Raw genomic sequence first — 24,054 nt, 5'->3', positions numbered from 1 at the left:
GCGACGACGCGCCCCGGACCGGGGCGCGTCTGCTTCGAACGTCTTACGCCATCGGGAGCGACATGCCGACCGGTCTCGGCGGGATGACGTTCAGCCCGGCGGGCTCCGGCTCGCTCTGCATCACCGGCAGCGCGACCGGGGTGAGGGCGATCAGGCCCTTGGCGACGTCGCGGACCGCCTGCGCGGCGGGATCGTCGGGGTCGGCGGCGACGAGCGGGGTGCCGGCGTCGGCCTGCTCGCGCAGCGGCATCGTCAGCGGCACCTTGCCGAGCAGCGGGACGCCGAGCTCGTCGGCGAGCAGCTGGCCGCCGCCGTCGCCGAAGAGCGCGTAGCGCTCGCCGTCGGGCGCGACGAAGCCGGACATGTTCTCGACGACGCCGGCGATCTCCAGTCTGACCTTGGTCGCCATCTCGGCCGAGCGGCGGGCGACCTTCTGAGCGACCGGCTGCGGCGTGGTGACGAGCAGGAATCTCGCGTCCGGCAGCAGCTGCGCGAGCGTCATGCTGACGTCGCCGGTGCCGGGCGGCAGGTCGACGAGGAGGTAGTCGAGCGCGCCCCAGTCGACGTCCTCGAGGAACTGCTGCAGCGCCTTGTGCAGCATCGGGCCGCGCCAGACGACCGCGGCATCCTCCTCGATGAAGAAGCCGATCGACATCACCTTGATGCCGTCGCCGGCCTCGGGCGGGACGATTCTGCGCTGCTCGTTGACCTTCGGGCGCTGAGCGCCGAGGCCGAGCATGCGCGGCTGCGAGTAGCCCCAGACGTCGGCGTCGAGCACGCCGACCTGCTTGCCCTCGGCCGTCAGCGCGGCGGCGAGGTTGGCGGTGACCGACGACTTGCCGACGCCGCCCTTGCCGGAGCCGACGCAGATGACGTTCTTGACCTGCGCGAGCGCGCCGGAGGGGAGCGGCCCGCCGCGGCCGAGCTTGCGCTGGAGGTTGCCCTTCTCCTCGTCGGAGAGGACGTCGAAGCTGACGTTGACGCCGGTGACGCCGTCGAGCGCCTTGACGGCGTTGGCGACGCCGGTCTGGAAGTGGCTGCGGATCGGGCAGCCGGGCGTGGTGAGCGACACCATCACGTCGACGACGCCGGTCGGGTGGACATCGATCGAGCGGACCATTTCGAGCTCCACGATGTCCTTGCGCAGCTCAGGGTCGATGACGGCGCGCAGCGCCTCGCGGATCTGGTCTTGGGTCGGCATGCAATCCATTGTGGCAGGCCGCTGCGGTCAGTCCGGGAACCGGAACGCGCCCGGTCAAGGACCGTCGGGACGCTCGTCCCCGAGCGCCCCGACGGTTGAGGGAGGAGAGGTGCTGCATCCGCCGGCCGTGGTGTGAGCCGGCGAACCCTGCCGTCGCGCACTCCCCAGCGCGGCGGACGAAGTCGGTGGAAGCCGCTCAGGCGACCTTCGCGATGCGGTCCTGAGCGTCTTCAACGAACCTTCTGCCCGCCCCGAGCCCGTTCTGAACCACGCGCTCGACACGGCTGCGGACCGGCGCGACGCGGTCGGTCAGCGGCGCGACCCGCTGGCGCACCGGCGCGACGCGGTGCTGGCGCACCTCGCGCTCGATCCGCGTGCGGGTTCTGCGCAGGTCGCGCTCGAGCTCAATGCGGGCTCTGCCGCCGCGCCGCTCGAACCGCTTCAGCCGTCTGTCGAGCGCGCTGCGCGAGCTGGTGGCGGCGCGGAGCTCGTCGAGCGCGCCGGTCGAGGCGGAGACGACCCCCTCGAACGCGTCGGCGACGAGGTCGCGCGCCTCCAGCGCGGCGCCGACGGGGATCAGCACGATCCGCTCGGCGAGCTGCTGCGCCTGGGCGATCGGCGTGACGGCGACCGGCTCGGTCGTCGTGCCGACGCGCGTCCGCGGCGCGCTCGCGCTCCGTCTCGCGGCGCTGCGCGCGCTCGCGGCTCTGCGGGTTCTCGCGGCTCTGCGGGCTCTCGGCGCTCTGGGCGCTCTCGGCGCGGTCTCGGTCGGTCTCGCGGTCGTGTCGTTCGTGGCCATCGAGCGGAAGCTCCTTGGAGAGGTCGAAACGGGCGAACACCCGTTTGTAACCCGGCGGCCGCGTCGCGTTACACCGGCGCGATGTGCGAACGGACGTTCAGGCGGTCAGCGCGGGCGGAACGTCCGTTCGCCTGAGCCAGGCGGCGGGATCCTCGATCTCCGCCAGCGTCGGCAGCGCCGCCGGGCTGCTCCAGACGCGGTTGAGCGCCTCGATCCCGCCCGCTCTCACGACCGCGTCGACGAAGACCTTGCCCTGCTGGTACTGGCGCATCTTCATCTCCATGCCGAGCAGCTTCATCATCAGCCGCGCCGGCGCCGACTGCGAGCGGCGGCGGGCGTCGAGCGCGGCGCGCAGTCTCGGCAGCGACGGCAGCAGCGGCGTGCCGACGGCGTCCATCACGTGCTCGGCGTGGCCCTCGATCACGGCCATCGTCGCCTGCATCGCGTCGATCGTCGCCTTCTCCTGCGGGCTGGCGACGAGCGTCACCAGCTCGCCGGTGCGGACCGCCTCGACGAGCCGCTTGAGGTCGTCGCTGCGCGGCAGGCGCAGCGCCCGTCTCGCGTCGATCTTCAGCTGCGCGGAGTCGAGCAGCTCGCGCACCATGCCGGCCATGTGCGGCTGCAGCCACGGCACGCCGGCGAACTGGACCGCGTGCGTCACCTCGTGCAGCGCGACCCAGTGGAGGAACTCGCGCTCGTCGGCTCTGAAGGCGGTCACCGCTCTCGCGAGGTTGGGCTCGACGTAGAGCAGCCGCGGCGGTCGGTCGGCCGGCGTCGTGTCGAGCAGCACCAGCTCGAACTGGCCGAGCACGCGCTGCGCGAGGAAGCCGAGCATGACGCCGACCTCGGCGGTCATCACGACCCCGGTCACCAGCTCCATCGCCGGTCTCGCCGGCTTGGCGACTCTCGCCGTGACGCTTCTCAGCGCCGGGTCGAGCAGCGCGCTCATCGAGGCGACGTTGGCGCGGATCCACTCGTCGCGGCCGACCGGCTCGGCATGCGGGATCTCCCGCCGCGGCGTCAGCCCCGTGTACGCGATCACCCGCTCGGCGCTGTCGCGCGACAGCTCGCCGAGGTCGGCGCTCAGCGGAGCGGTCTCGGGCCGGCCGGCGACGTAGCCGGCCAGCCGCTGTGCCAGCGGCCAGTCGATCATCCCCTCCATCATGGCAGCGCGGCCGCTCCGGCTGCCGGGGGAACCGTCGGACGGCGGACCTCAGGCGGTCAGCGCGGCGAGCGAGGCGAGCGTCTCGGGCGAGCGGGCGCAGACGACCGGCGAGTGGGCGACGACGTCGAGCGGCGCCGCGAGCGGGTCGTCGCAGGCGGGGAAGGAGACGAGCCCGCCGGCCTCGCGCACGATCAGCTGCGCGGCGGCGGCGTCGACCCCGCGGCAGCGCTGCAGCGACAGCATCGCGTCCATCCGCGCCGCCGCGACCTGGCAGATCGTCAACGCGATCGAGCCCTTCACGCGCAGCCGCTCGGTCTCGCGCTCCAGCGCGCCGACGAGCGGCGCCAGCCATCTCGGGTCGGCCTGCTCGATCCCCAGCACCTCCAGCCGCCCGCTGCGACCGCGCCGCTCCGGCAGGCCGGGGTCGAGCGCGGCGCCGTCGAGCCAGGCGCCGCCGCCGCGTCTCGCCGACCACTCCTCGCCGGTGCCGAGGTCGAGCACGTAGCCGAAGGCGACGTCGGCCATCGTCGGGCCGTCGGCGACCGCGATCGACAGCGCGCAGGAGGGCAGCAGCCGCTTCGCGTTGAGCGAGCCGTCGATCGGGTCGATCACGACCCGCACCCCGCCGCCGCCGTAGTCGACCTCGCCGCGCTCCTCCGAGATCGCGGTGAAGCGATGGCCGGCCGCGTGGAGCGCGTCGAGCTGCGCGAAGACGGCGTCCTCGGCGGCGCGGTCGATCACGAGCGTGCGGTCGCCGCCCTCGCCGCGCTCGCCGGTCTCGATCGCGCGCTCGCGCGTCGCCGGCGCCTCGCGCAGGATCGTGCGCAGCCCGCCGGCGGCGGCGCGGCAGGCGCCCAGCCAATCCGCGTCGAGCGCCGTGCCGGAGGAGTGCATCGGAGGCATACTTGCAGGGTGTCCGCCTTCGGGTCCTCCCCCCACCGAAGCGCAGCCTCGGCGCGCCGCCGCGGCGCTCCCCATGCGGAGCACGACGGCCTCTCCCCCGCGCAGCGCGCCGCGGTCACCCACCGCGGCGGGCCGCTGCTGATCGTCGGCGGCGCCGGCAGCGGCAAGACGCGGACGCTGGTCGCGCGGCTGGCGTGGCTGGTCGAGCAGGGCGAGGCGCCCGAGTCGCTGCTGACGCTGGCGCCGTCGGAGCGGTCGGCCGACGCGCTGCGGCGGATGGTCGAGGAGGCGGTCGAGCGCTCCTACGAGGAGCTGGCCGTGACGACGCTGGAGGGCTTCTGCGCGCGGCTGCTGCGCGAGGAGGCGCTGGCCGCCGCGCACGATCCCTTCGCGGTCGCCGTCGGCCGCGCCGACCGGCTCGCGATGCTGCTGGAGCGGATCGACGAGCTGACGATCCGCCGCCACGACTTCCGCGGCAACCCGGCGGCGCTGGTCGCCAGCTTCGTGCGCCGGATCGACCGCCTCAAGGAGGAGCTGATCGGCGCCGAGGAGTACGCCACCTGGGCGGCGGGGCTGGGCGTCGAGGAGGGGGCGAGCGACGCCGAGCGAGCGCGCGGGGCGCGCGAGCGCGAGTTCGCCGAGGTCTACCGCGCCCACGACCGCATGCTCGCCGAGCAGGGGGCGCTCGACAGCGGCGACCTCGTGATCGGCGCGCTGAGGCTGCTGCGCGACCACCCGCACGTGCGCGCCCGCGTCGCGGCCCGCTACCGCCATCTGCTCGTCGACGACGTGCAGGAGCCGAACTTCGCCCACGGCCTGCTGCTGCGGCTGCTCGCCTCCGAGCACGGCAACCTGACGGCCGCCGGCGACGACGACCAGGCGATCCACCGCTTCCGCGCCGCGGCGGCGAAGAACCTGCGCGACTTCCACGCCGAGCTGCCCGACGCGACGGTCGTGCGGCTGGAGCACTCGTTCCGCTGCCCCCAGCGGGTGCTCGACGCCGCCTGCGCCGTCGTCGCGCCGCTGGAGGACCGGATCGAGAAGCGGCTCGACGGCCCGCTCGGCGGCGAGGTCGCCTTCTGGCGCGCGGCGAACGAGCGGGCGCAGGCGCAGGCGGTCGCGGCCGAGGTCGAGCGGCTGATCGGGCGCGAGGACGTGCCGCCGGAGCGGATCGCGGTGCTCGTGCGCTCGATCGCGCGCGAGGGACAGGCGGTCGCGGTCGCGCTGGAGGAGCGCGCCGTCGGCCATCGGCTCGTCGGCGAGGCGGCCTTCTTCCAGCGCGCCGAGGTGCGCGACCTGCTCGCCTGGCTGCGGCTGCTGATCGACCCGGCCGACGCGCCGGCGGTGGTGCGCGCGCTGGCGCGGCCGCCGATCGAGCTGCGCTCGGTCGACCTCGCCCGCTGCACCCAGATCGCCCGCCGCCGCAAGCTCGACATGGTCGGCGCGCTCGCCGCCGCGCTCGAGTCGCCGCAGATCCCGCCGGAGGCGCGCGATCGGATCCGCATGTTCCTGTCGCTCTACAGATCGGCGGTCGGGGCGCTCGACACGATGCGCCCGGACCTCTACGTCCACCGCCTGATCGAGCGGCTCGGGCTGCGCCGCCAGCAGCTCTTCACCGCGCAGGCGGAGGTCGTCGAGCGGCTGCGCGGGCTGGCCCGCTTCGGCGAGCTGGCGAGCGCCTTCGTCCAGCGCCAGCCGCAGGCGACGCCGCGCGAGTTCGCGCGCTCGATCGCGGCCGCCGCCGAGGCCGGGCTGCGCGAGCAGGAGGAGCCGCCGCCGGCCGTCCTGCGCGGCGTGCAGGTGATGGCGATGCACGCGGCGCAGGGGCTCGAGTTCGACCACGTCTTCGTGCTCGGCCTCCACGCCGCCGGGATGCCGGGCGCGCACGCGCGCACGCTGGAGCCGATCGCGCCGGAGCTGATGAAGGAGCGGCTCGAGGTCGACGACCGCGAGGCGCACGTCGCCGAGATGCGGCGGCTGCTGCACGTCGCGATGACGCGCGCGCGGCGGCGGCTCGTGCTCGTCCACCCGCAGGCGAGCGACCGCGGCGCCGCCCAGCCGCCGTCGCCGTTCGCGGAGGAGGCCCGCGCCGCCGTCGGCGGCGTCTGGGAGGAGCGCGCCGAGGAGCTGTTCGGCCCGGCCGAGTCGCTCCACTCGACCTATCGGATCCTCCGCGACGAGCTGCTGGAGACGATCAAGCGGACCGGCACGCGGATCGGCGAGCTGCGCTTCGACACCGACCTCGACGTCTCGCACGCGATCGTCCGCTACCTGGAGGTCGTCAAGCTGGCCGCGCTGATCGAGCGCGCCCAGGACCAGCCGGTCGCCGACGCGCTCGCCGAGGTCAACGCCCGGCTCGCGTCGGCGATCACGAGCGAGCAGCGCGACATCCTCGCCTCCTCGCCGCTCGACGACTGGCTGCTCGACGCCGAGGCCGACGACAGACGGCGGGCGGCGGCGATCGCGGCGCGCGAGGAGCCGTCGCTGGAGCCGTTCCTGCCGCTGCGCAACGAGGGCGTGATGCTGAGCGCCTCCGACATCGACACGTACCGCACCTGCCCGCTGAAGTACAAGTTCGCGCGCGTCTTCCGGATCCCGCAGGAGCCGACGCTCAACCAGCGCTTCGGCATCCTCGTCCACCAGGTGCTTGAGCGATTCCACGCCCAGGGCGGGGCGCAGACGCTGTCGGAGATGATGGGCCTGCTGGAGTTCGGCTGGCGGCGCGGCGGCTTCGGCGGATCGGAGCAGGAGATCCAGCTGCGCGGCAAGGCGACGGCGGCGCTGACGCGCTACCACGAGCGCTTCCAGGAGGAGCCGGCGCAGCCGGTCGCGTTCGAGAGAGCGTTCTCCTTCAGACTCGGCCCGCACCTGCTGCGCGGCCGCGTCGACCGTGTCGACAAGCTGCCGGAGGGCGGCTTCGAGCTGATCGACTACAAGACCGGCCCGCCCAGATCGGCGGCGCAGCTGGAGAACGACGTGCAGCTGTCGCTGTACTCGGTCGCGGCGCGCGAGGCGTGGGAGCTGAACGCCGCCCGCGGCGCCTACTACTACGTGCTCGACGACGCGAAGGTGCCGGTCGAGCGGGCCGACGACGCGCGCGACTGGATCGAGGAGATCGCGACCGAGGTCGCCGAGGGGATCCTCTCGCAGGGCTTCGAGCCGACGCCGTCGTTCGCGGCCTGCGGGATCTGCGACTACCGCCTCGTCTGCCCGGCCGCCGAGCGGTAGGCGGTCGGGCAGCTAGCGGTCGCTGCCCCGCTGCTTGAGGAAGCGCATGAAGTCGGACGCGAGCCTGTCGCCGGAGGGCAGCTCGGTCGGGTCCAGCGGCGCGTCCTCCTCGTCGGCGGCCTTCTCCAGCCGCTCGACGAACGCCTGCACGTCGGGATCGCTCTGGACCGCGAGGTTGACCTGGCGCTCGTAGTCGGCGGCGGCCGACTCCAGCTCGGAGGCGTCGACCGAGACCCCGACCAGCCCTTCGAGCTTGCGCACGAGCGCGAGCGCCGCCTTCGGGTTCGGCGCGGAGGCGATGTAGTGCGGCACCGACGCCCACAGGCTCGCGGACGGGATCGCCGCTCTCTGGCAGGCGGCCTGCAGCACGCCGACGATGCCGGTCGGGCCCTCGTAGCTCGACGGCGTCATCTGCAGCCGCTCGACCAGCGCCGGGTCGGAGGCGAGGCCGGTGATGCCGATCGGGCGCGAGTGCGCGACGTCGGCGAGCAGCGCGCCGAGCGAGACGACCATCTGGACGCCGAGCGCCTCGGCGAGGTCGAGCACGAGCTGGGTGAAGGTCCGCCACCGCATCGACGGCTCGCTGCCGGTCATCAGGATCAGGTCGCGCGGCGCGCGCGGGACGCGCGCCTCGTAGATCTCGACCTCCGGCCACTCGATCTCGCGCGTCAGCCCCTCGACCAGCTTGACCTGCGGCCGCGTCGCCTGGAAGTCGAAGAACTCCTCCGGATCGATCGTCGCGAAGCGGGTCGCGCCGAGCGAGGTGCCGACGAACTGGAGGGCCGTCGTCGCCGCGTCCCCCGCGTCGTTCCAGCCCTTGAAGGCGCAGACGAGGGCGGGGGCGCGAAGGCCGTCGGGTCGGCGTTCCCATCGCAGTGGCTGCATCGATCCAAAGTAGTACATGATGAGCGGGTGGCCGGACCTCCGACCGTCAGCGCACTGCGCCCCGCGACCGACGTCGACGGCGTCTTCGCCTGCACCCGCAAGGACCGGCTCGTCAGCCGCGCCGGCACGCCGTATCTGGCGCTGGAGCTGCGCGACCGCACCGGCGCCGTGCAGGCGCGCGTCTTCAGAGACGCCGACCTGATCGCCGGCCGCTTCGAGCGCGGCGAGCTCGTGCGCGTCGCCGGCCGCGTCGAGCGCTTCCGCGACGAGCTGCAGATCGAGGTGCGGGCGATCGCCAGAGCGCGCGACGGCGAGGCCGACCCGGCCGCCTTCCTGCCGAGCACCTACCGCGACATGGAGGAGCTCGACGGCTTCCTCGAGCACTTCGCGCGCGAGGTCTACGAGCCGGGGCTGCGGGCGCTGCTCGCCGAGCTGGTCGGCGACGCCGAGCTGCGCGCCGCGTGGCGGCGGGCGCCGTGCACCCGCGCCGGCCACCACGCCTACCTCGGCGGCCTGCTGGAGCACACCGTCGCGGTCGCGCAGCTCGCGCAGGAGACCTGCCAGCTGCACGTGCGGCTCGACTCCGACCTGCTGATCGCCGCCGCGCTCGTCCACGACCTCGGCAAGACGCGCGAGTTCACCTACGGGGCCGAGTTCGGGATCTCCGAGGAGGGCCGCCTGCTCGGCCACGTGCAGATCGGCGCGCGGATGATCGAGGAGCGCGCCGCGCGGATCCCGCAGCTGAGCGACGAGCGGCGGATCGCGCTGCTGCACTGCGTGCTCAGCCACCACGGGCCCGACAGCGCCCCCGGCCGCCGCTTCGGCTCTGCCGAGGCGCTGGCGCTCGCGCGCGTCAACGCGCTCGACGCGAGCGTGAAGGGCGCGCTGGAGCACGGGCTGCACCCGTAGCGCGCCCGCCGCGCTCAGGCGGCCTCGTCCTCCTCGGGATCGATGATCCCGATCCCGATCGCCGCCGCCAGCTCGCCGACGAGGCCGACGAGGTCCGGCCACGGCATCGAGACGCCGCGCAGCCGCTCGATACCGAGCGCGCCGGTGAGCGTGCAGCCGCGCATCTCGCAGCGCTGGAAGCGGGCGTTGCGGAAGTCGGCGCCGCTGAGGTCGCAGGCGTCGAAGACGACCGAGCGCAGGTCGGCCTCGACGAGGTCGAGCTCCTGCAGCTGGCAGCCGCGGAAGACGACCCGCTCCAGCCGCGACATGCGGAAGGCGGCGAGGTCGACGCGGCTGTCGGCGACCGCGAGGTCGCGCACGTTCGACTCGGCGAGCTGGATGCCGGTCAGCCGGCAGCCGGTCAGCCGGACCCGCTCGACGAGCACGTTGACGCCGCGCCTGTTGGCGAGGTTCGCATGTCTGAGGACGAGGTCGCGCAGACCCTCCTCCTTCAGCGTCGCGTCGTCGAGGAGGGCGGGGTCGAGGTCGCTCAGCGGCTGTCGAGGGGCGCGTGGCGGAAGCGGGGCGGGAGGCATGCGCCGGAAGGCTAAGTGCAAATCGTTGCGTAGCTTGAAATGGTTCCGTTCTCAATGGCGGACGGCCACCTCATCCTGATCGCGGGTGCGCTGCTGTTCGCCGGCATCGCGGCGTCCCTGCTGGCGGGGCGCCTGCGGCTCCCCTCGCTGGTCCTGTTCCTCGGCATCGGCATGGCGGTCGGCTCCGACGGCCTCGGCTGGGTCGACTTCTCCGACTACGACCTGGCGCGCGAGATCGGCATCATCGCGCTGGCGCTGATCCTGTTCGAGGGCGGCCTGACGGCCGGCTTCGGCGAGATCCGCCCGGTGCTGCGCAACGTCGTCAGCCTCGCCTTCTTCGGCACGCTCATCACCGCCGCGATCTGCGGCCTGGCGGCGACGTGGCTGTTCGACTTCACGCTGCTGGAGGGGCTGCTGCTCGGCGCGATCGTCTCCTCGACCGACGGCGCCGCGATCTTCGCGCTGCTGCGCGGCTCGTCGCTGAAGAAGAAGCTCGGCCGCACGCTCGAGGGCGAGGCCGGCATGAACGACCCGATCGCCGTGCTGCTCGTCGTCGGCTTCATCGACTGGATCGAGAAGCCCGACTACGGGCTGCTCGACATGCTCGAGCTGTTCGTCGTCGAGGTCGGGATCGGCGCGGTGCTCGGCGCCGTCGTCGGCCTCGGCGCCGTCCAGCTGTTCCAGCGCTTCCAGCTCGCGACGCCCGGCCTCTACCCGGTCGCCTCGCTGGCGACCGCGGCGCTCGCCTTCGGCGCCGCCGACGCGCTGCACGGGTCGGGCTTCCTCGCCGTCTACCTCGCCGGCCTCGCGCTCGGCAGCGCGCACATCCCGGCCAAGCACACGATCACGACGTTCCACCAGGGGATGGCGTGGGTCGCGCAGCTGTCGATGTTCCTCGTGCTCGGCCTGCTCGTCTTCCCGAGCCAGTTCGGCGACATCTGGATCGAGGGGACGGTGCTCGCGCTGATGCTGGCGTTCGTCGCGCGGCCGGTCGCGGCGCTGGTCGCGAGCGGGCCGGGCTTCGACCTCGCCGACCGCGCGGTGCTCGGCTGGGCCGGCCTGCGCGGCGCGGTGCCGGTCGTGCTCGCGACCTTCCCGGTGCTCGCCGGCGTCCAGGGCAGCGCCGACTTCTTCGACATCGTCTTCTTCGCGGTGCTGCTGTCGACGGTCCTCCAGGGCTCGACCTTCGAGGCGCTCGCGCGCAAGCTGAAGGCGACCGCCGACGAGCCGCCGCTGGCGACGAGCGCGCTGTCGGAGACCGGCACGATCCGCCAGCTCGGCGCCGACTCGGTCGAGTTCGGCGTCGCCGCGAGCGACAGAATCGTCGGGCTGCGGATCCGCGACCTGGAGCTGCCGCGCGAGGCGGTCGTCAACCTGATCGTGCGCGACGACCAGGCCGTCCCGCCGCGCGGCTCGACGAGAATCCGCGCCGGCGACCGGCTCCACGTGCTGATCCGGCGCGAGGCGCTGCCGGCGATCAACAGACTGGTCGAGCGCTGGCGCCAGGGGCCGATCGGCCCGAGACCGCGGCCGCGGCGGATCCCCGAGGGCCACGCGCCGGTCTTTCACGTGCGCCCGTGGCAGGAGGCCGACGGCGACCCCACCAGCGTCCAGGAGGTCGCCGGCCGCCAGGTCGTCGACCGCCTCCGCACGCGCCGCGACCAGCCGGGCGCGCTCGTCCTGCTCGACGACGGCTACTTCGCCGTCACCGGCCCGGTCCTCGCGCTCGGGCGCGAGCAGCTCCTCTCCCAGTGGGTCCGCCGCAAGGCGCGCGCCGCGCGCAGCGACGCCGAGCGCTCCTGGTGGGAAGAGGTGCTTGGCGCGCTGGCGCTGTGAGCGCCGGCCGGCTCGGCCGGCGCGCGGCCGCGCCGCGCGCCGCTGAGCGCCGTAGCGAGACGGCGGCTACGCGGCGATCGGCTGCGACGCCGCCGCCCAGACCGCTGGGGCAGCGCCCGGCCGAGCGCTGAGGCGGCGGCCGCCGCCTCCCGCGCGTCGCGCGTGTCGGCGAGGCGAGCGGCTCGACGCCCTGACCGCGGCCGCAGGTTCGGGGATTGCCCGGCGGCAGACCGGGCAGCCCCAATGGTGAAGCAATCCTGTGCAAAGACGCGCGCCGTCGGAGGGGCGGCGCCGTCCGGGGGCACGGTTGCCACGAGGGAGGCAGACGGCGAATCCACCGCTCGGGAGGTGGGACGATTCCGCATGCCAAACGCAGACCCGCAACACGCCGACGGGCGGCGGCGCCCGCGGCCGCGACCTGGTTGGCCGCGGCCGCCTGCCTCGCTGCCGCGCCGGCCGCGGCACGGGCCGCCCCGGCCCGCACCGTCCAGGAGGGCGCCTGCGCGGCGGCCCGCACGGTGCCGGCGACGGCCGCGAGCGCGGCGCGCTCCGCGCGGGCGCTGCTGTGCCTCGTCAACCGCGAGCGGACGCGCTCCGATCTCCCGCCGCTGCGTGTCAACCGCTGCCTCGAGCGCGCTGCCGCCGGGCACGCCCGCGACATGGTGCGGCGGCGCTATTTCGCACACACCTCGCCCGACGGGCGCGCCTTCGACGCGCGGATCCTCGCGACCGGCTACGCCCCGCCGCCGGCGCGCTGGACGCTCGGCGAGAACCTCGCCTGGGGCGGCGACGCGGCGTGGGTCGTCGGCGCCTGGATGCGCAGCAGCGGCCACCGCGCGAACATGCTCCGCGCCCGCTTCCGCGAGATCGGCGTCGCCGCGGTCCCGGGCGCTCCCGTCCCGCGCGCCGCCGACGCGCCGCCGCGGGCGACGTTCGCGGCGACGTTCGGCGCCCGCAGCGGCGTCGGCCGCGGCTGCCGCTGACGGCGCGCGTCGGCTTCGGCCCGCCGCGCGCGCCCGCGCGATGAAAGCCTCGTTGCAGCCCGGACCCCCGAACGGCGGCCCGCGAGCGGGGTCGCCATACTAGGGCGGGTGACCCCCGCCAGACCAACGGCGGACGCATCCGACGCGCGGCTCGCCGAGGCGCTCGCGCCGCTGCGGGCCGACCCGGCGCGCTCGGCGGTCCTGCTCGACATCGACGGGACGCTCGCGCCGATCGTGCGCTACGCCGACGACGCGCACGTGCCGGAGGCGACGCGGACGCTGCTGATCGAGATCGCGCGCCGCTACGCGGTCGTCGCCTGCGTCAGCGGACGGCGCGCCTCCGACGCCCGCCGGATCGTCTCGATCGGGACGATCTCCTATCTCGGCAGCCACGGCACGGAGCTGCTGCGGGCCGGCGCGGTCGAGCCGGTGCTCGACCCGGCGGTGCGCGACTGGGGCAGGCGGATCCAGGCGTTCGGGCGCGAGGCCGACAACGCCGAGCTGCGGCGCCTGCGGGTGCGGATCGAGGACAAGGGCTCGATCGTCGCCTTCCACTGGCGCGGCGCCCCCGACGAGGAGGCCGCGCGCGCCGCGATCGACACGATCGCCGGCCGCGCCGAGCAGAGCGGCCTGCGCACCCACTGGGGCCGCAAGGTGCTGGAGGTGCGGCCGCCGGTGCGGATGGACAAGGGCGCCGGCATCCAGAGATTCCTCGAGGACGCCGAGCTCGACGCGGCGATGTACGTCGGCGACGACGTGACCGACCTCGACGGCTTCCGCGGCCTCGGCGAGATGCTCGCCGAGGGGAAGCTGCGCCACGCGCTGCGCGTCTGCGCCGCCTCCGACGAGGGGCCGACGGAGCTGGCCGACGAGGCCGACCTCGTGGTCGAGGGGACCGACGGCGTGCGGGCGCTGTTGGAAGCGCTGCTCGGCGGCGACGCCGGAGACGGCGGCGCCCAGCCGGCCGGCTGAGCCCCGCGCCGCCAGATGCGCTTCACGGACTTCCTCAAGGCGACCGTGATGACGAGCGCGGCGGCCGCGACGCTGCTGGCCGCGATCACCGCCTTCGCCGCCAGCCGCGCCGACGACCCGCTGCTGGTTCCGTTCGCGGCCGGCTGGTGGGTGCTCGCCGGGGCCGTCGGCGTCGCGCTCGGCCGCAGAGCGGAGACGACGCCGCCGATCGCCCGGCTGCTCGCCGACGCCAGATCGTCCCAGTCGCTGCCGGAGGTGAGCCCCGGACGCGTGCTGCTCAACCGCTTGTGGCCGCTGCTCGCCTGCACGCTGGCGGCCGCGGGCCTCGCGTTCCTGTTCCCGCAGATCGCCGCGATCGCCGCCGGCTTCGCGATCATCTGGGCGCTGTCGTGGCGCCGACAGGACGCGGCCGTGACGGCGATCGAGGGGCGCGACGGGGTCCGCTACTACGTCGAGCGGACCTCGCCGCTGAGCGCGATCCGGCTGGTCCGCACCCCCGGTCTCCGCAGCGGCGCGACTCAGAACTGGTAGTCGACCGCGTCGACGTAGTAGACGTGGAGCGTCCAGGCGCAGCCGCGGTCGTACTGCGACTTGACGTGGACGTACGCCTGGTCCCTGAGCAGGTTCTGCTCGGTCGTCTTCCACCACTGCCCGTTGGTGCCGTCGCCCCAGTCGGAGACGACCTCCCAGCCGACGACGAGCGCCTTCGAGTTGCTGAAGCCGATCGTCGCCTCGCGCCAGCCGATCTGCCACTTCTCCTCGTAGCGCGAGTCGTTGCGGTGGATCGTGACGGCGTCGCTCTTGACCCAGTCGCGGATGCCGTACAGCCACGACTGCCGGCCGGTCCCCTCCTCTATCGCCTCGTCCTTGCGCGGCTCGTCCCTGACCGCCTGCGTGACGCGCAGGTAGGCCTCGAGCCGGTCGTAGACGGCCTTCAGTCTGGCGCCGAGCAGGTCGCACGCCTGCTGCATGTCGCCGCGCAGCTTCACGTCGGTGACGAGGTCGTCCTTGCTCGCCTCGAGTCTCGACGTGAAGGTGCGGAACTCGCCGCTGAGCTGCTCCTTGTAGTGGGGCGGGCATGACGCGTACTGGGCCCGCACGTCCCACGCCGACAGGTAGAGGCGGCGCAGCTCGGCGAAAGCCTGCGGCGCGACGTCGACGGTGCGCGGGTAGGAGGGCTCGATCGTGTTGTAGTGGCAGAGCAGCGCGGTGAGGTAGACGCCTCTCTGGTGCTGCTTGAACCAGGCGAGCGCCTCGATCACCTTGTCGGGCGTCCACTGGCCGCCGCCCGGGTAGTCGCCGTCGGTGCCCTCCATGAAGACGTGGGTCGAGATGTCGACGTCGCTGCTTCTCGCCGTCTCCTTGAAGCGGGCGCTGCCCTCGGCGCTGAAGACCTCGGGCATGCTCGCGCCGATTCTCGACTTGAACTCCTGCATCTTGTCGACGGTCCGCGACGTGCAGGTGTAGACGGCGGTGAAGCGCGAGGCGCGGCGGCCGCCGGCGACGAAGTAGTCGCCGTAGGCGTAGCGGAATCTCTCCGGATCGCTCTCCAGCAGTCTGCGCGCTCTGTCGGTCAGTCTCGCCTCCGCGAGCCGGTCGTAGTCGACGCAGTGCGACTCGAAGCGCGCGATCAGCGTGACGGCCAGCTCGGAGTAGTGGACTCTCGTCAGGTACTCGACCGAGGCGCTGACGGTGACGCCCTCGATGTTGTATCTGCCGGAGGCGCCGATCTCTATCTCGTTGCTGAGGTCGCGCTGGCTCTGGATGAACGTGTACTGCTCGGAGGAGGTCTTCGTCCTCCACTCGTCGACCGGCGTCTTCTCGAGCGCCGAGCCGGTTATCCCGCCGGTGACCGCGTCGACGCCGGCGCGCAGCTCGAAGCCGTCGAGCCACGGGATCCCGGCGAGCACCGGGTTGAGCTCGGTTCTCGACGTCCCGCTGAAGCGCACCAGCGCCTCGTCCGCCACCGTCGCGGCTGCTGTTCCCATCCCCTTTGCCTCCCCGGATCAAATCTGGAAAGAGGTGTATATAACAGCGCGGAAGTAGAGCGCAATCGGAAGCGGACGGATGGCCGGGCATGGCGGCGCCGCCCCGGGGCACGGGGCGGCGCCGGCGGGGCCCGTTCGGCCCACGCGCTGCGGCCGGCCGCCCGAGGGCGACCGGCCGCGGTCCTGCGGTGCGGGTCGGATCAGCGCACGACGACGCCGACCTTCGCCACGCGCTTGCCGCTGCCGATGCGCAGGGTGTATCTGCCGCGCGGCAGCTTGCGGTTGGCCTTCAGCCGCGTGACGCGGCCCTTGGCGTTGGCGCGCCCGGTCGCGAACGTGCGGCCGGAGCGGACGAGGCTCGCCTTCGTCTTCGCGCGCGTCTTCGCCTTCTTCGCGGAGGCGCTCGTGTAGAGGACCTTGCACGTCACTCTGGCGTTTCTGACCGTGCAGGTGACGAGCGCGTCGCGGCCGGCCGGGCCGCGGTCGCCCTTGGCTCCTCGCTCGCCGCGGTCGCCCTTGTCGCCCTTCGGGCCGGCGGCGCCGGGCGCGCCGGCGTCGCCCTTCGCGCCGGCCGGGCCGGGCGCGCCGGACTCGCCCTGCGGGCCCTGCGGACCGGCCGGGCCCTGCGCGCCGGACTCGCCGCCGGGGCCCTGCGGGCCGGGCTCACCGGCCGGGCCCTGCGGGCCCTGCGGCCCGACCGGGCCGTCCGCGCCGGGGATGCCCGGGATGCCCTGGTCGCCCTTCTCGCCTCTCGGCAGGCCGGTCGATCTGGCGCTGACCGTCACCGTGTGGCGCCGCTCGGCGGTGTTCGAGCGGAAGACGAGCCGCGCCGTCGAGACGGCGTTCTCGCGGCTGGGCGCGAAGCGCACCAGCACCGTGCAGGCCGCGCCCGGGGCGATCTCGGCTCTGCAGGTGTCGTCGGCGACGATGAAGTCGCCGGCCGGGCCCTCCAGCGCATCGACGCGGGCGAGCGCGATCTCCAGCGGCTCGTCGCCGGTGTTGGAGATCGTCACCGGCTGGCCGGCGCCGATCGTGGTCGCCGCCTGGTCGGGGAAGACCGGCGTGCCGATCCACGCCTTCGGGCCGGGCCCGGTCGCGGCGACGACGTCGATCGTCTTCTGCGCTCTGATCGGCGCGAGGTCGCCCTCGCGCATCGAGTCGGCCTCGACGGCGATCGCGACGGTGCCGGTCTTGAGCGCGGTCAGCTGGCCGCTCTCGGGATCGACGATCGCGACCTTGTCGGCCTCGCGGGCGGCCTCGACCGCCTCCTCGCCGCTGCCGATCGCCAGCTCGTCGCTGCCCGACCAGCGCAGCGAGAGCGGGTAGCGCAGCGGCACCGTGCGGCTGCCCGGTCTCAGCGCGCTCGGCTGCACCAGCGTGCCCCCGAGCGTCGCGGCGCTGCCGACCTCGAGCGTCGCGGGCGCCTGCAGGTCGATCTCCTGCGCGAAGGCGCGCACGTCGAGGCTCAGCCACTCCTCGGCCGCGTTGGCGTCGGAGTCGATGCCGGCGCGGACCCAGCCGGTGATGCCGCCGCGATCGGGCGTGCCGTACGGCGCCTTGCCCGACGACGGGAGCACGATGTACGGGACGCCCTCCTCGCGGCGCACGTTCATGATCGACGCGTGCGAGCCGACCATCGCGACGCCCTTGCCGGAGTCGTGGCGGAAGTCGCTCAGCAGCTTCTCGACCAGCCGCACCTCGAGGCGGTCGCCGAGCTGCGAGTCGCGCGTGTCTCTCGGATCGAGCGTCGGGTGATGGGCGAAGACCATCACGTTGTCGATCGACGCGTCGCTGGCCGCGCTCTCGAGCGCCTCCTGGAGCATCGGCAGCTGCGCGAAGTCGCTGCCGCGGAAGGTGCCGTAGGCGCTGTTGAGCGTGATGAAGCGGGTGCCCTTGTGGTCGGTGTAGCCGTACGGTCTGCCGAACTCGGCCTTGAACGCGTCGAGCGTGCCCTGGCCGCCGGGGATGTACGACTCGTGGTTGCCGGGCACGTACAGGCACGGCGTTCTGTCGGCAGTCGGCTCGGGCACCGAGGGGCTGCCGAGCTCGACCAGCTCGCAGCCGCCGGCCTCCAGCGTCGTGCGCGCGAGGTCGATGTCGGCCTTCTGGCCGAGGTCGACGATGTCGCCGTTGAGCACGATCAGGTCGGGATCGGTCGCGCGGATGCGCTTCAGCGCCTCGATCGCGACCGGCACCATCTCCTGGTTGACGTGCGTGAACTGGACGTCGGAGATCGCCGCGAAGGTGAACTCCTCCTCGCCGCCCTGCAGCTCGCCGTCAGGCGAGACGAGCGGGTCGCTCTTCAGCGGCGGGGCCGCGGGGATCTCGACCTCGCTCGGGTTGTCGGTCTCGATCCCGGCGAAGGTGAGAACGCCGTCTCTCTGCAGCGCGACGTTCGTCTCGATCGCCTGGAAGTAGCTGAAGCGGACCGGGAATCTCGTCGACGGGGGCGGCGTGAACTCGACCGTCTCCCACTGGTTCCCGCCTCTCAGCGCCGGCCCGTAGACCGTCACCGCTCTGTTGTCGGGATCGCGGAAGACCGCGTAGGTGAGCGAGACCGGCTCCTGCGAGCGGACTCTGATGCGGACGGCGAGCGGCTGGCCGGCGAGCGGGACCGAGTCGTCCCACGCGACTCTCGCGCCGAAGCCCATGTTGCGCGCGGCCTGGTACTCGAGCCGCAGGCCCTCGGGCGTGTCGGTCAGCGTCTTCGCTCTGCCGCCGGTGCCGTTGGTGATCCAGCGGCCGCTGGCGGCGCCGCCGTCGGAGAAGTCGTACTCGGTTCTCGTCTCGACGCCGACGGAGATCGGGAGCTTGACCTCCTCGCCGCCGACGGAGATCGTCAGCAGCGTGCCGCCGATCGCCTTCGGGGTGACTCTCAGCTTGTCGCCGCTCGGCTGGACCGAGACGACCGAGGCGTCGTAGTCGAGCTCGAGGTCGGCGGCGCCGACCGGAGCGGTGTAGCCCTCCTCGTCGCGGCCGGTGACCGTCACGGTGACGGCGTTGCCGGCGCCGGGCGCGGCGATCGCGAGGCGGGTTCTGTCGATCTCCAGCGACGACAGCTCGCCGAGCACTCTGACGGCGACCGTCGCCTGGGCGGTGTCGGTCGTCGCCTTCACGCGCACGTGGCCGAAGACGTTCTCGGGCGCGTGCAGCAGGCCGCCGTCGACGCTGCCCTCGTTGACGCTCCAGCGGACGTCGCCGCGGGCGACCGAGACCGGCGTGCGGTGGTCGTCGACCGCCTTGACGCGCAGCGTGCGGTGCAGGCCCGGGAAGATCCGCGCCTGCTCGCCCGACGGCGTCACGACGAGCTCCTCCGCGACGCCGCTGCCGGGCGCGACGAAGAGGCCGACGCCGTTGGGGTCGTGGCGCTCGTAGCCGTCGGAGGGGCTGTTGCGGACGGTGACTCTGCTGTCGCCGAGGTGGCGGGCGACCATCGTCGTCGAGCCGCCGCCGTCGAGGTTGATCGCCGTCTCGGCGCCCATCTCGTGCAGGACCTCGGCGACCTTCTGCGTCGTGACGCCGAGGATCGGCGCCTGACGGCCGTCGGAGGTCATCAGCATGATCGTGCGCCCGCCGTCCTTGAAGCCGATCGCGGTGCGCGGGTGGATCGTCTGGTCGAGGTTGGGCAGCACCGCGCCGTCGCGGATCAGCACCTCGTTGCCGCCGACGGCGAACTGGAGCTGTCTGGCGACCTCGTCGGTCAGCTGCCAGTCGAGCGTCACCTCGTCGCCGGGCTGGAGGTCGCGGATCTGCGCGGCGGCCGCGTCGCGGCCGACGAGGTAGAAGCCGTTCTCCGGGATCTCGTCGCTGCCGGCGCCGTCGGCTCTGACGGAGACGACCCTGCCGTCGACGACGAGCACCTCGGCGACGTCGGCGACGCCCGCGAACGGACGCGCGCGGCTCGCGCCCCAGTTGGAGGTGAAGGCGACCATGCCGTCGGCCGCGGTGCTGCCGCCGTTGGCGGCGTTGACGCTGATCAGCTGGCGGGTCTCGCCCTTGATCGTCGCCTTCGCGTCGACCGCCATGTTGACGAGCTGGCCGATGCCGTCGCGCGTCACGCCGGCCTGCGGGCGCGGCGCGTTGCGGTCGCTGGTCTTCAGCAGCTCGCCGCCTCTGACGGCGGCGCCGGCCGGCGCGTTGGAGTTGTCGATGTCGAAGAAGTCGCCGTTGACGCCTGCGACCGCGCCGGCTCTGTCGGCCTTGATCGAGATCGGGCCGCGGTCGGTGACCTTGTCGCCGGAGAGGAGGTCGGAGCTGACGGGACCCCCGAGTCTGGCGGTGATGATCTGGTGGTCGTACCAGCCGCCGGGCTCGAGCGTCTTGAGGTGACGCAGCTCGATGCCGGGGCCGAGCTGCTCGGTCTCGTCGATCAGGTGGAGCCCGGCGGCGTCGGCAGCGGGCGGCAGCGCGGCGATCAGCGCCGCCGCCGCGAGCGTCGCGGGCAGGCTCGACCAGCGCCGCTTGCGCAGCGTGGATGAGGAGGTCAATTGAGTCCTTCGGTGAGAGAGACGGGTTGGCGACTCGCACCGCGTCCATGCCACGAGTCACCGTGACTGTCCCGACCCTCCGACCCCCGCTCGTGACCGCCGCGTCATCGAGTCGTGAGAATCCTGTGAACGGCCCTCAAGTCCGGTCCGACCGGGTTCCGGAGCCGCCGCGGCGGCCCCGCCGAGCCGTGCTCGGGGTCGGTCAGCCGCCGCCGCGGGCGCGCTTGCGCAGCGGCGCGAACTCCGCCCACGGCCGCGTGTTGGCGACCTGCTCGCGCGTCAGCCACGCCCGCCGCGCCGTCGCGATCCCGTAGCGGCGGCTGGAGCGCAGCGTCGCGACGCGGTGGGCGTCGGTGTCGAGGAGGATCATCACGCCGGCCTGCGCCGCCGCGCGCGCGTGCACGTCGTTGAGGTCGCGGCGGTCGGGAGCGGCGTTGATCTCGATCATCGTGCCGTTGGCGGCCGCGGCGGCGAAGACGCGCTCGACGTCGATCGCGTACGGGTCGCGCGCCTCGATCTTGCGGCCGGTCAGGTGGCCGATCGCGTCGACCCACGGGTGCTCGATCGCCGCCAGCACCCGCTCGGTCATCGCGCGCTCGTCGATGCGGAAGGAGGAGTGGACGCTCGCGATCACCCAGTCGAGCCGCGCCAGCAGCTCGTCGGGGTAGTCGAGCGAGCCGTCGGGGAGGATGTTGACCTCGCTGCCGGCGAGCAGCTCGATTCCGTCGAAGGCGTGGTTGGCGGCGTGGATCCGCTCGATCTGCGCCTCCAGCTCCGCCGGCGAGACGTCGTCGCCGAAGCCGTGCGAGGCCGAATGGTCGGTGATCGCGAGGTACTCGTAGCCGAGCGCCTGCGCCGCCTCCGCCATCGCCTCGATCTCGTCTCTGCCGTCGGAGGCGACGGTGTGGCTGTGGAGGTCGCCGCGGATGTCCTCCTCGCGCACGAGCTCGGGCAGGCCGCTGCCGCCGTCGAGCAGCGCCGCCTGCAGCTCGCCGCGGTTCTCGCGCAGCTCCGGCGGGATCCAGGCGTAGCCGAGCGCGGCGTAGACCTCCTCCTCGGTCGCGCATCTGAGCGTCTCGCCGGTCGCGTCGTCGAGGATTCCGTACTCGGAGACGTGGAGGCCTCTCTTCACGGCCGCCTCGCGCAGCGCGACGTTGTGCTCCTTGGAGCCGGTGAAGTGCTGGAGCACGTTGCCGAACTGGTCGGGCGCGACGACCTTGAGGTCGATGCCGATCCCGCGGTGGGTCCGCACGCGCGCGCCGTTGTCGCCGATCCCCGCGACCGACTCGACGACGTCCATCTCGGTCAGCGCCTCGGCGAGCGCGCGCGGGTCGTGCGCGGTCGCGATGATGTCGAGGTCCTTGACCGAGTCGGCCCAGCGCCGCGCCGAGCCGGCCAGCTCGACGCGCTCGGCCGCCGGGTGGTCGCGCAGCGCCGCGACGATCGGCTCGGCGACCTGCAGCGCGCGGTCGAGCACGAAGCGGCCGGTGCCGTCGCCGCCGTTCTCGGCCAGCGCGGTCGTGTAGCGGACGATCGAGGCGAGGATGTTCTCCTCCGCTCTCGCGCCGAAGCCCTTCAGCTCGCGGATCCGCTGCTGTCTGGCGGCCGTCTCCAGCGACTGCAGCGAGTCGATCCCGAGCTCCTCGTAGAGGCGGCGCGCCCGCTTGGGGCCGAGCCCGGGCAGGCGCGTCATCTCCAGCAGCCCCGCCGGGAACTTCGCCCGCAGTCTCTGCGCCTGCGGGATGTCGCCGGTCTCGACCAGCGCGACCAGCTTCGTCTCCAGCGTCGCGCCGATCCCGGGCAGCTCGGTGACGCGGCCGGCGCGCGTCAGCGCCGCGACCGAGACCGAGGCGTCGCGCGTGACCTTCGCCGCGTTGCGATAGGCGACGACGCGGTGGACGATCGCGCCGTCGAGCTCGTAGAGGTCGCCGAGCTCGTCGAAGGCGGCGGCGATCTGGGCGTTGGTGGGATCGGCCATGGGAAGAACCTAGCCCACCACCCGAGCGCACGCGCGCAGGCGCGAGCATGCGATCCTGACCCGATCGGGCCGCTGGAGCGCGGCCACTATACTTTGTGAAGCGACACCCGCCCACCCCGCAAGGAGCCCCTCTCATGGCAGGCACCATCACCGAGGTCACCGACAACAACTTCCAGTCCGAGGTCATCGAGTCCGACGTCCCCGTGCTCGTCGACTTCTGGGCCCCCTGGTGCGGCCCGTGCCGCATGGTCGCCCCGGTCCTGGAGGAGATCGCGAGCGAGAAGGGCGAGGCGCTGAAGATCGTCAAGCTCAACGTCGACGACAACCAGCAGACGGCGATGAGCTACGAGGTCCTCTCGATCCCGACGCTGATCCTCTTCAAGAACGGCGCGATCGCGAAGAAGGTCGTCGGCGCCTATCCGAAGCGCAAGCTCGAGGCCGAGCTGGAGCCGGCGCTCGCCGCCTAGCAGCGCCGCCCGCGCCGCCGCCTCGTCGCGGCGGCGCCGGCCTCAGCTGCCGCCGCCGACGTGGCGGCGCAGCCGTTCGAGGCGGCGGTCCCACTGGCCGCCGACCTCGGCCATCCAGCGCATCGCCTCCTCCAGCGGGTCGGGCGTGAGCCGGTAGCGCGTCTCGCGGCCCGCTCTCTCCGCCGCGACCAGCCCCGCGTCCGCCAGCGTCGCGAGGTGCTTGGCGATCGCCTGGCGCGTCATCGGCAGCTGCGCGGTCAGCGCCGAGGCGGTGACCGTCTCCTGCCGCGACAGCTCACGCACGACCGCGCGCCGCGTCGGGTCGGCGAGCGCGTGGAAGACCGCGCCGGCCGAGGCGTCGAGCGGCAACGCCGCCCCGCCGCCGGCCGCCCCGCCCGGCACCGCGCCGCCGCCGGCGGCCGCGCCGAAGGGCGGCCCGCTCGCCGCGCGCCCGCCGCCGGCCATCGCGCTCACGCCCAGCAGACCGCCGCGCAGGCCGACAGCGCCGCCATCCGCGGCGTCCAGGCGCTCGGCACGCCGGCCGGCTGGAGCGGCACGTCGCCCTGCTCCAGCACGCGCGTGCGGACCTCGAAGACCGAGACGCGCGTCCCGCCCTCGACCTCGTCGAGCGTCAGCTCGACGAGCGACTCGTCGCCGAGCGGCCCGCCCTCGTCAGCGGGCAGCGCGGCGCGGTCGCCGGCGCCCTCGGCGCCGTCGCCGCCCCCGGCGCGGTCGCCGGCGCCGTCGCCCTCCTCAGGGCGCCAGCGGAAGGCGATCCGGCGCCGCTCGGCCAGCTCGTCGACGACGCCGACGCGGCGCGTGCCGTCCGCCCACGCGAAGCGGGCGGCGCCGCCCTCGCGCGCGTCGAGCTCGACCTCGTCGGCGAGCCAGCAGGCGAGCTGGTCGGCGTCGGTGATCGCCTCCCACGCCTGCTCGCGCGAGATCGGCAGCACGATCGCGCGGTGGACGGCGGGGGCGGGCTCGGCGCTCATGACGGCTCCTTCTCGATCGCGCAACTCATGGGTTGCTAGTCTAGCGCCAGACAAAGCGCAACCCTAAGGTTGCGTATCGATCCAAGGAGCGACGCCATGTCACCCCTCGTCCCGATGGTGATCGAGCAGAGCCCGCGCGGCGAGCGCTCGTTCGACATCTACTCGCGCCTGCTCAACGAGCGCGTGATCTTCCTCGGCCAGCAGGTCGACGACGACATCGCCAACCTGATCGTCGCCCAGCTGCTCCACCTCGAGTCGGTCGACCCCGACAAGGACATCCACCTCTACATCAACTCGCCCGGCGGGTCGGTCTCGGCCGGCTTCGCGATCTACGACACGATGCAGCTGATCGGCCCCGACGTCGCGACGATCTGCGTCGGGATCGCGATGTCGATGGGCTCCTTCCTGCTGATGGGCGGGACGAGAGGAAAGCGGATGGCGCTGCCCAACAGCCGCATCCTCAACCACCAGCCCTCGGGCGGCTTCCAGGGCCAGGCGACCGACATCGCGATCCACGCCGAGGAGACGCTCGCCTCGCGCCGGCGGATAGAGGAGCTGTACGCCCACCACACCGGCCAGCCGATCGAGCAGATCCACGCGGACATGGAGCGCGACCGCTACTTCACGCCCGAGCAGGCGGTCGACTACGGGCTGATCGACAGGGTCTACGCGACGCGGTGAGGCGC

General features: G+C 73.5%; 19 protein-coding genes. 8 read left to right on the top strand and 11 right to left on the bottom strand.

Annotated features, from left to right (window positions below; all coding sequences use genetic code 11):
• Positions 1 to 43: 43 nt before the first annotated feature.
• From BDZ31_RS03750 to BDZ31_RS03735, 4 genes are all read right to left on the bottom strand, one after another.
• Complete coding sequence (locus tag BDZ31_RS03750; RefSeq protein WP_183339130.1) at positions 44 to 1,210, bottom strand: Mrp/NBP35 family ATP-binding protein; 1,167 nt, start codon at positions 1,208 to 1,210, stop codon at positions 44 to 46.
• 187 nt (positions 1,211 to 1,397) lie between these two features.
• A complete protein-coding gene (locus BDZ31_RS03745) occupies positions 1,398 to 2,000 on the bottom strand; it encodes a hypothetical protein (protein ID WP_183339128.1) in 603 nt (200 codons plus the stop codon).
• Positions 2,001 to 2,097: 97 nt separating this feature from the next.
• Entirely contained in the window at positions 2,098 to 3,153 is a 1,056-nt protein-coding gene (locus tag BDZ31_RS03740) for a zinc-dependent metalloprotease (protein ID WP_183339126.1), read from the bottom strand.
• 60 nt (positions 3,154 to 3,213) lie between these two features.
• The gene (locus BDZ31_RS03735) at positions 3,214 to 4,059 is read right to left on the bottom strand and encodes an inositol monophosphatase family protein (protein WP_183339124.1); all 846 of its coding nucleotides are present in this window, start codon (positions 4,057 to 4,059) and stop codon (positions 3,214 to 3,216) included.
• Between the two features lie 18 nt (positions 4,060 to 4,077).
• Here BDZ31_RS03735 and BDZ31_RS25800 point away from each other — a divergent pair, with 18 nt between their 5' ends.
• Positions 4,078 to 7,296, top strand: a complete 3,219-nt coding sequence (locus BDZ31_RS25800) for a UvrD-helicase domain-containing protein (protein ID WP_183339122.1) — start codon at positions 4,078 to 4,080, stop codon at positions 7,294 to 7,296.
• Positions 7,297 to 7,308: 12 nt separating this feature from the next.
• Here BDZ31_RS25800 and BDZ31_RS03725 read toward each other — a convergent pair whose 3' ends face one another.
• Complete coding sequence (locus BDZ31_RS03725) at positions 7,309 to 8,181, bottom strand: PAC2 family protein (RefSeq protein WP_183339120.1); 873 nt, start codon at positions 8,179 to 8,181, stop codon at positions 7,309 to 7,311.
• Positions 8,182 to 8,208: 27 nt separating this feature from the next.
• Here BDZ31_RS03725 and BDZ31_RS03720 point away from each other — a divergent pair, with 27 nt between their 5' ends.
• Positions 8,209 to 9,090: an HD domain-containing protein gene (locus tag BDZ31_RS03720; protein WP_183339118.1), complete on the top strand. Its 882-nt coding sequence runs from the start codon at positions 8,209 to 8,211 to the stop codon at positions 9,088 to 9,090.
• Between the two features lie 14 nt (positions 9,091 to 9,104).
• Here the strand turns inward: BDZ31_RS03720 and BDZ31_RS03715 are convergent, their stop codons facing one another.
• On the bottom strand, positions 9,105 to 9,665 hold the full coding sequence (locus BDZ31_RS03715; RefSeq protein WP_183339116.1) for a pentapeptide repeat-containing protein: 561 nt from the start codon (positions 9,663 to 9,665) through the stop codon (positions 9,105 to 9,107).
• A 54-nt stretch (positions 9,666 to 9,719) separates the two neighbouring features.
• Here BDZ31_RS03715 and BDZ31_RS03710 point away from each other — a divergent pair, with 54 nt between their 5' ends.
• The 4 genes from BDZ31_RS03710 to BDZ31_RS03695 all read left to right on the top strand — a co-directional run bounded on the left by BDZ31_RS03710 (position 9,720) and on the right by BDZ31_RS03695 (position 13,987).
• Positions 9,720 to 11,501: a potassium/proton antiporter gene (locus BDZ31_RS03710; protein WP_183339114.1), complete on the top strand. Its 1,782-nt coding sequence runs from the start codon at positions 9,720 to 9,722 to the stop codon at positions 11,499 to 11,501.
• A 422-nt stretch (positions 11,502 to 11,923) separates the two neighbouring features.
• Positions 11,924 to 12,484: a CAP domain-containing protein gene (locus BDZ31_RS03705; RefSeq protein ID WP_183339112.1), complete on the top strand. Its 561-nt coding sequence runs from the start codon at positions 11,924 to 11,926 to the stop codon at positions 12,482 to 12,484.
• 108 nt (positions 12,485 to 12,592) lie between these two features.
• Positions 12,593 to 13,456, top strand: a complete 864-nt coding sequence (otsB, locus tag BDZ31_RS03700; protein ID WP_183339110.1) for a trehalose-phosphatase — start codon at positions 12,593 to 12,595, stop codon at positions 13,454 to 13,456.
• A gap of 15 nt (positions 13,457 to 13,471) precedes the next feature.
• Positions 13,472 to 13,987, top strand: coding sequence for a hypothetical protein (locus BDZ31_RS03695; RefSeq protein WP_183339108.1), 516 nt, complete (start codon positions 13,472 to 13,474; stop codon positions 13,985 to 13,987).
• Here the strand turns inward: BDZ31_RS03695 and BDZ31_RS03690 are convergent.
• The 3 genes from BDZ31_RS03690 to polX all read right to left on the bottom strand — a co-directional run bounded on the left by BDZ31_RS03690 (position 13,975) and on the right by polX (position 21,909).
• Positions 13,975 to 15,444: a hypothetical protein gene (locus BDZ31_RS03690; protein WP_183339106.1), complete on the bottom strand. Its 1,470-nt coding sequence runs from the start codon at positions 15,442 to 15,444 to the stop codon at positions 13,975 to 13,977. The genes BDZ31_RS03695 and BDZ31_RS03690 overlap by 13 nt on opposite strands.
• Before the next feature lie 200 nt (positions 15,445 to 15,644).
• Complete coding sequence (locus BDZ31_RS03685; protein ID WP_183339104.1) at positions 15,645 to 19,931, bottom strand: phosphodiester glycosidase family protein; 4,287 nt, start codon at positions 19,929 to 19,931, stop codon at positions 15,645 to 15,647.
• 202 nt (positions 19,932 to 20,133) lie between these two features.
• On the bottom strand, positions 20,134 to 21,909 hold the full coding sequence (polX, locus tag BDZ31_RS03680) for a DNA polymerase/3'-5' exonuclease PolX (protein WP_183339102.1): 1,776 nt from the start codon (positions 21,907 to 21,909) through the stop codon (positions 20,134 to 20,136).
• Between the two features lie 134 nt (positions 21,910 to 22,043).
• On the opposite strand from polX, the gene trxA reads away from it, so the two are divergent.
• Positions 22,044 to 22,376 (top strand): thioredoxin, encoded by a 333-nt coding sequence (gene trxA / locus BDZ31_RS03675; protein WP_221242799.1) that lies wholly within the window; start codon positions 22,044 to 22,046, stop codon positions 22,374 to 22,376.
• 42 nt (positions 22,377 to 22,418) lie between these two features.
• Here the strand turns inward: trxA and BDZ31_RS03670 are convergent, their stop codons facing one another.
• Positions 22,419 to 22,841, bottom strand: coding sequence for an ArsR/SmtB family transcription factor (locus tag BDZ31_RS03670; protein WP_183340968.1), 423 nt, complete (start codon positions 22,839 to 22,841; stop codon positions 22,419 to 22,421).
• A 5-nt stretch (positions 22,842 to 22,846) separates the two neighbouring features.
• A complete protein-coding gene (locus BDZ31_RS03665; RefSeq protein WP_183339100.1) occupies positions 22,847 to 23,368 on the bottom strand; it encodes an SRPBCC family protein in 522 nt (173 codons plus the stop codon).
• A 96-nt stretch (positions 23,369 to 23,464) separates the two neighbouring features.
• Between BDZ31_RS03665 and BDZ31_RS03660 the strand changes: the two genes are divergently transcribed.
• The gene (locus BDZ31_RS03660; RefSeq protein WP_183339098.1) at positions 23,465 to 24,049 is read left to right on the top strand and encodes an ATP-dependent Clp protease proteolytic subunit; all 585 of its coding nucleotides are present in this window, start codon (positions 23,465 to 23,467) and stop codon (positions 24,047 to 24,049) included.
• Positions 24,050 to 24,054: the final 5 nt, after the last annotated feature.

The sequence above is a fragment of the Conexibacter arvalis genome, from assembly GCF_014199525.1.
Classification (GTDB): Bacteria; Actinomycetota; Thermoleophilia; order Solirubrobacterales; family Solirubrobacteraceae; genus Conexibacter; species Conexibacter arvalis.
The sequence above is the reverse complement of the archived record's forward strand: the minus strand, read 5'-3'. Positions and strand labels throughout refer to the sequence as shown.

Excerpts from the sequence above, each read along its gene's own strand:
- BDZ31_RS03715 (WP_183339116.1), bottom strand. The coding sequence starts at position 9,665 with ATGCCTCCCGCCCCGCTTCCGCCACGCGCCCCTCGACAGCCGCTGAGC.
- BDZ31_RS03665 (WP_183339100.1), bottom strand. The coding sequence starts at position 23,368 with ATGAGCGCCGAGCCCGCCCCCGCCGTCCACCGCGCGATCGTGCTGCCG.
- BDZ31_RS03750 (WP_183339130.1), bottom strand. The coding sequence starts at position 1,210 with ATGGATTGCATGCCGACCCAAGACCAGATCCGCGAGGCGCTGCGCGCC.
- BDZ31_RS03660 (WP_183339098.1), top strand. The coding sequence starts at position 23,465 with ATGTCACCCCTCGTCCCGATGGTGATCGAGCAGAGCCCGCGCGGCGAG.
- trxA (WP_221242799.1), top strand. The coding sequence starts at position 22,044 with ATGGCAGGCACCATCACCGAGGTCACCGACAACAACTTCCAGTCCGAG.
- BDZ31_RS03710 (WP_183339114.1), top strand. The coding sequence starts at position 9,720 with ATGGCGGACGGCCACCTCATCCTGATCGCGGGTGCGCTGCTGTTCGCC.
- BDZ31_RS03670 (WP_183340968.1), bottom strand. The coding sequence starts at position 22,841 with ATGGCCGGCGGCGGGCGCGCGGCGAGCGGGCCGCCCTTCGGCGCGGCC.
- BDZ31_RS03735 (WP_183339124.1), bottom strand. The coding sequence starts at position 4,059 with ATGCACTCCTCCGGCACGGCGCTCGACGCGGATTGGCTGGGCGCCTGC.
- BDZ31_RS03740 (WP_183339126.1), bottom strand. The coding sequence starts at position 3,153 with ATGATCGACTGGCCGCTGGCACAGCGGCTGGCCGGCTACGTCGCCGGC.
- polX (WP_183339102.1), bottom strand. The coding sequence starts at position 21,909 with ATGGCCGATCCCACCAACGCCCAGATCGCCGCCGCCTTCGACGAGCTC.
- BDZ31_RS03725 (WP_183339120.1), bottom strand. The coding sequence starts at position 8,181 with ATGCAGCCACTGCGATGGGAACGCCGACCCGACGGCCTTCGCGCCCCC.
- BDZ31_RS03695 (WP_183339108.1), top strand. The coding sequence starts at position 13,472 with ATGCGCTTCACGGACTTCCTCAAGGCGACCGTGATGACGAGCGCGGCG.
- BDZ31_RS03745 (WP_183339128.1), bottom strand. The coding sequence starts at position 2,000 with ATGGCCACGAACGACACGACCGCGAGACCGACCGAGACCGCGCCGAGA.
- BDZ31_RS03690 (WP_183339106.1), bottom strand. The coding sequence starts at position 15,444 with ATGGGAACAGCAGCCGCGACGGTGGCGGACGAGGCGCTGGTGCGCTTC.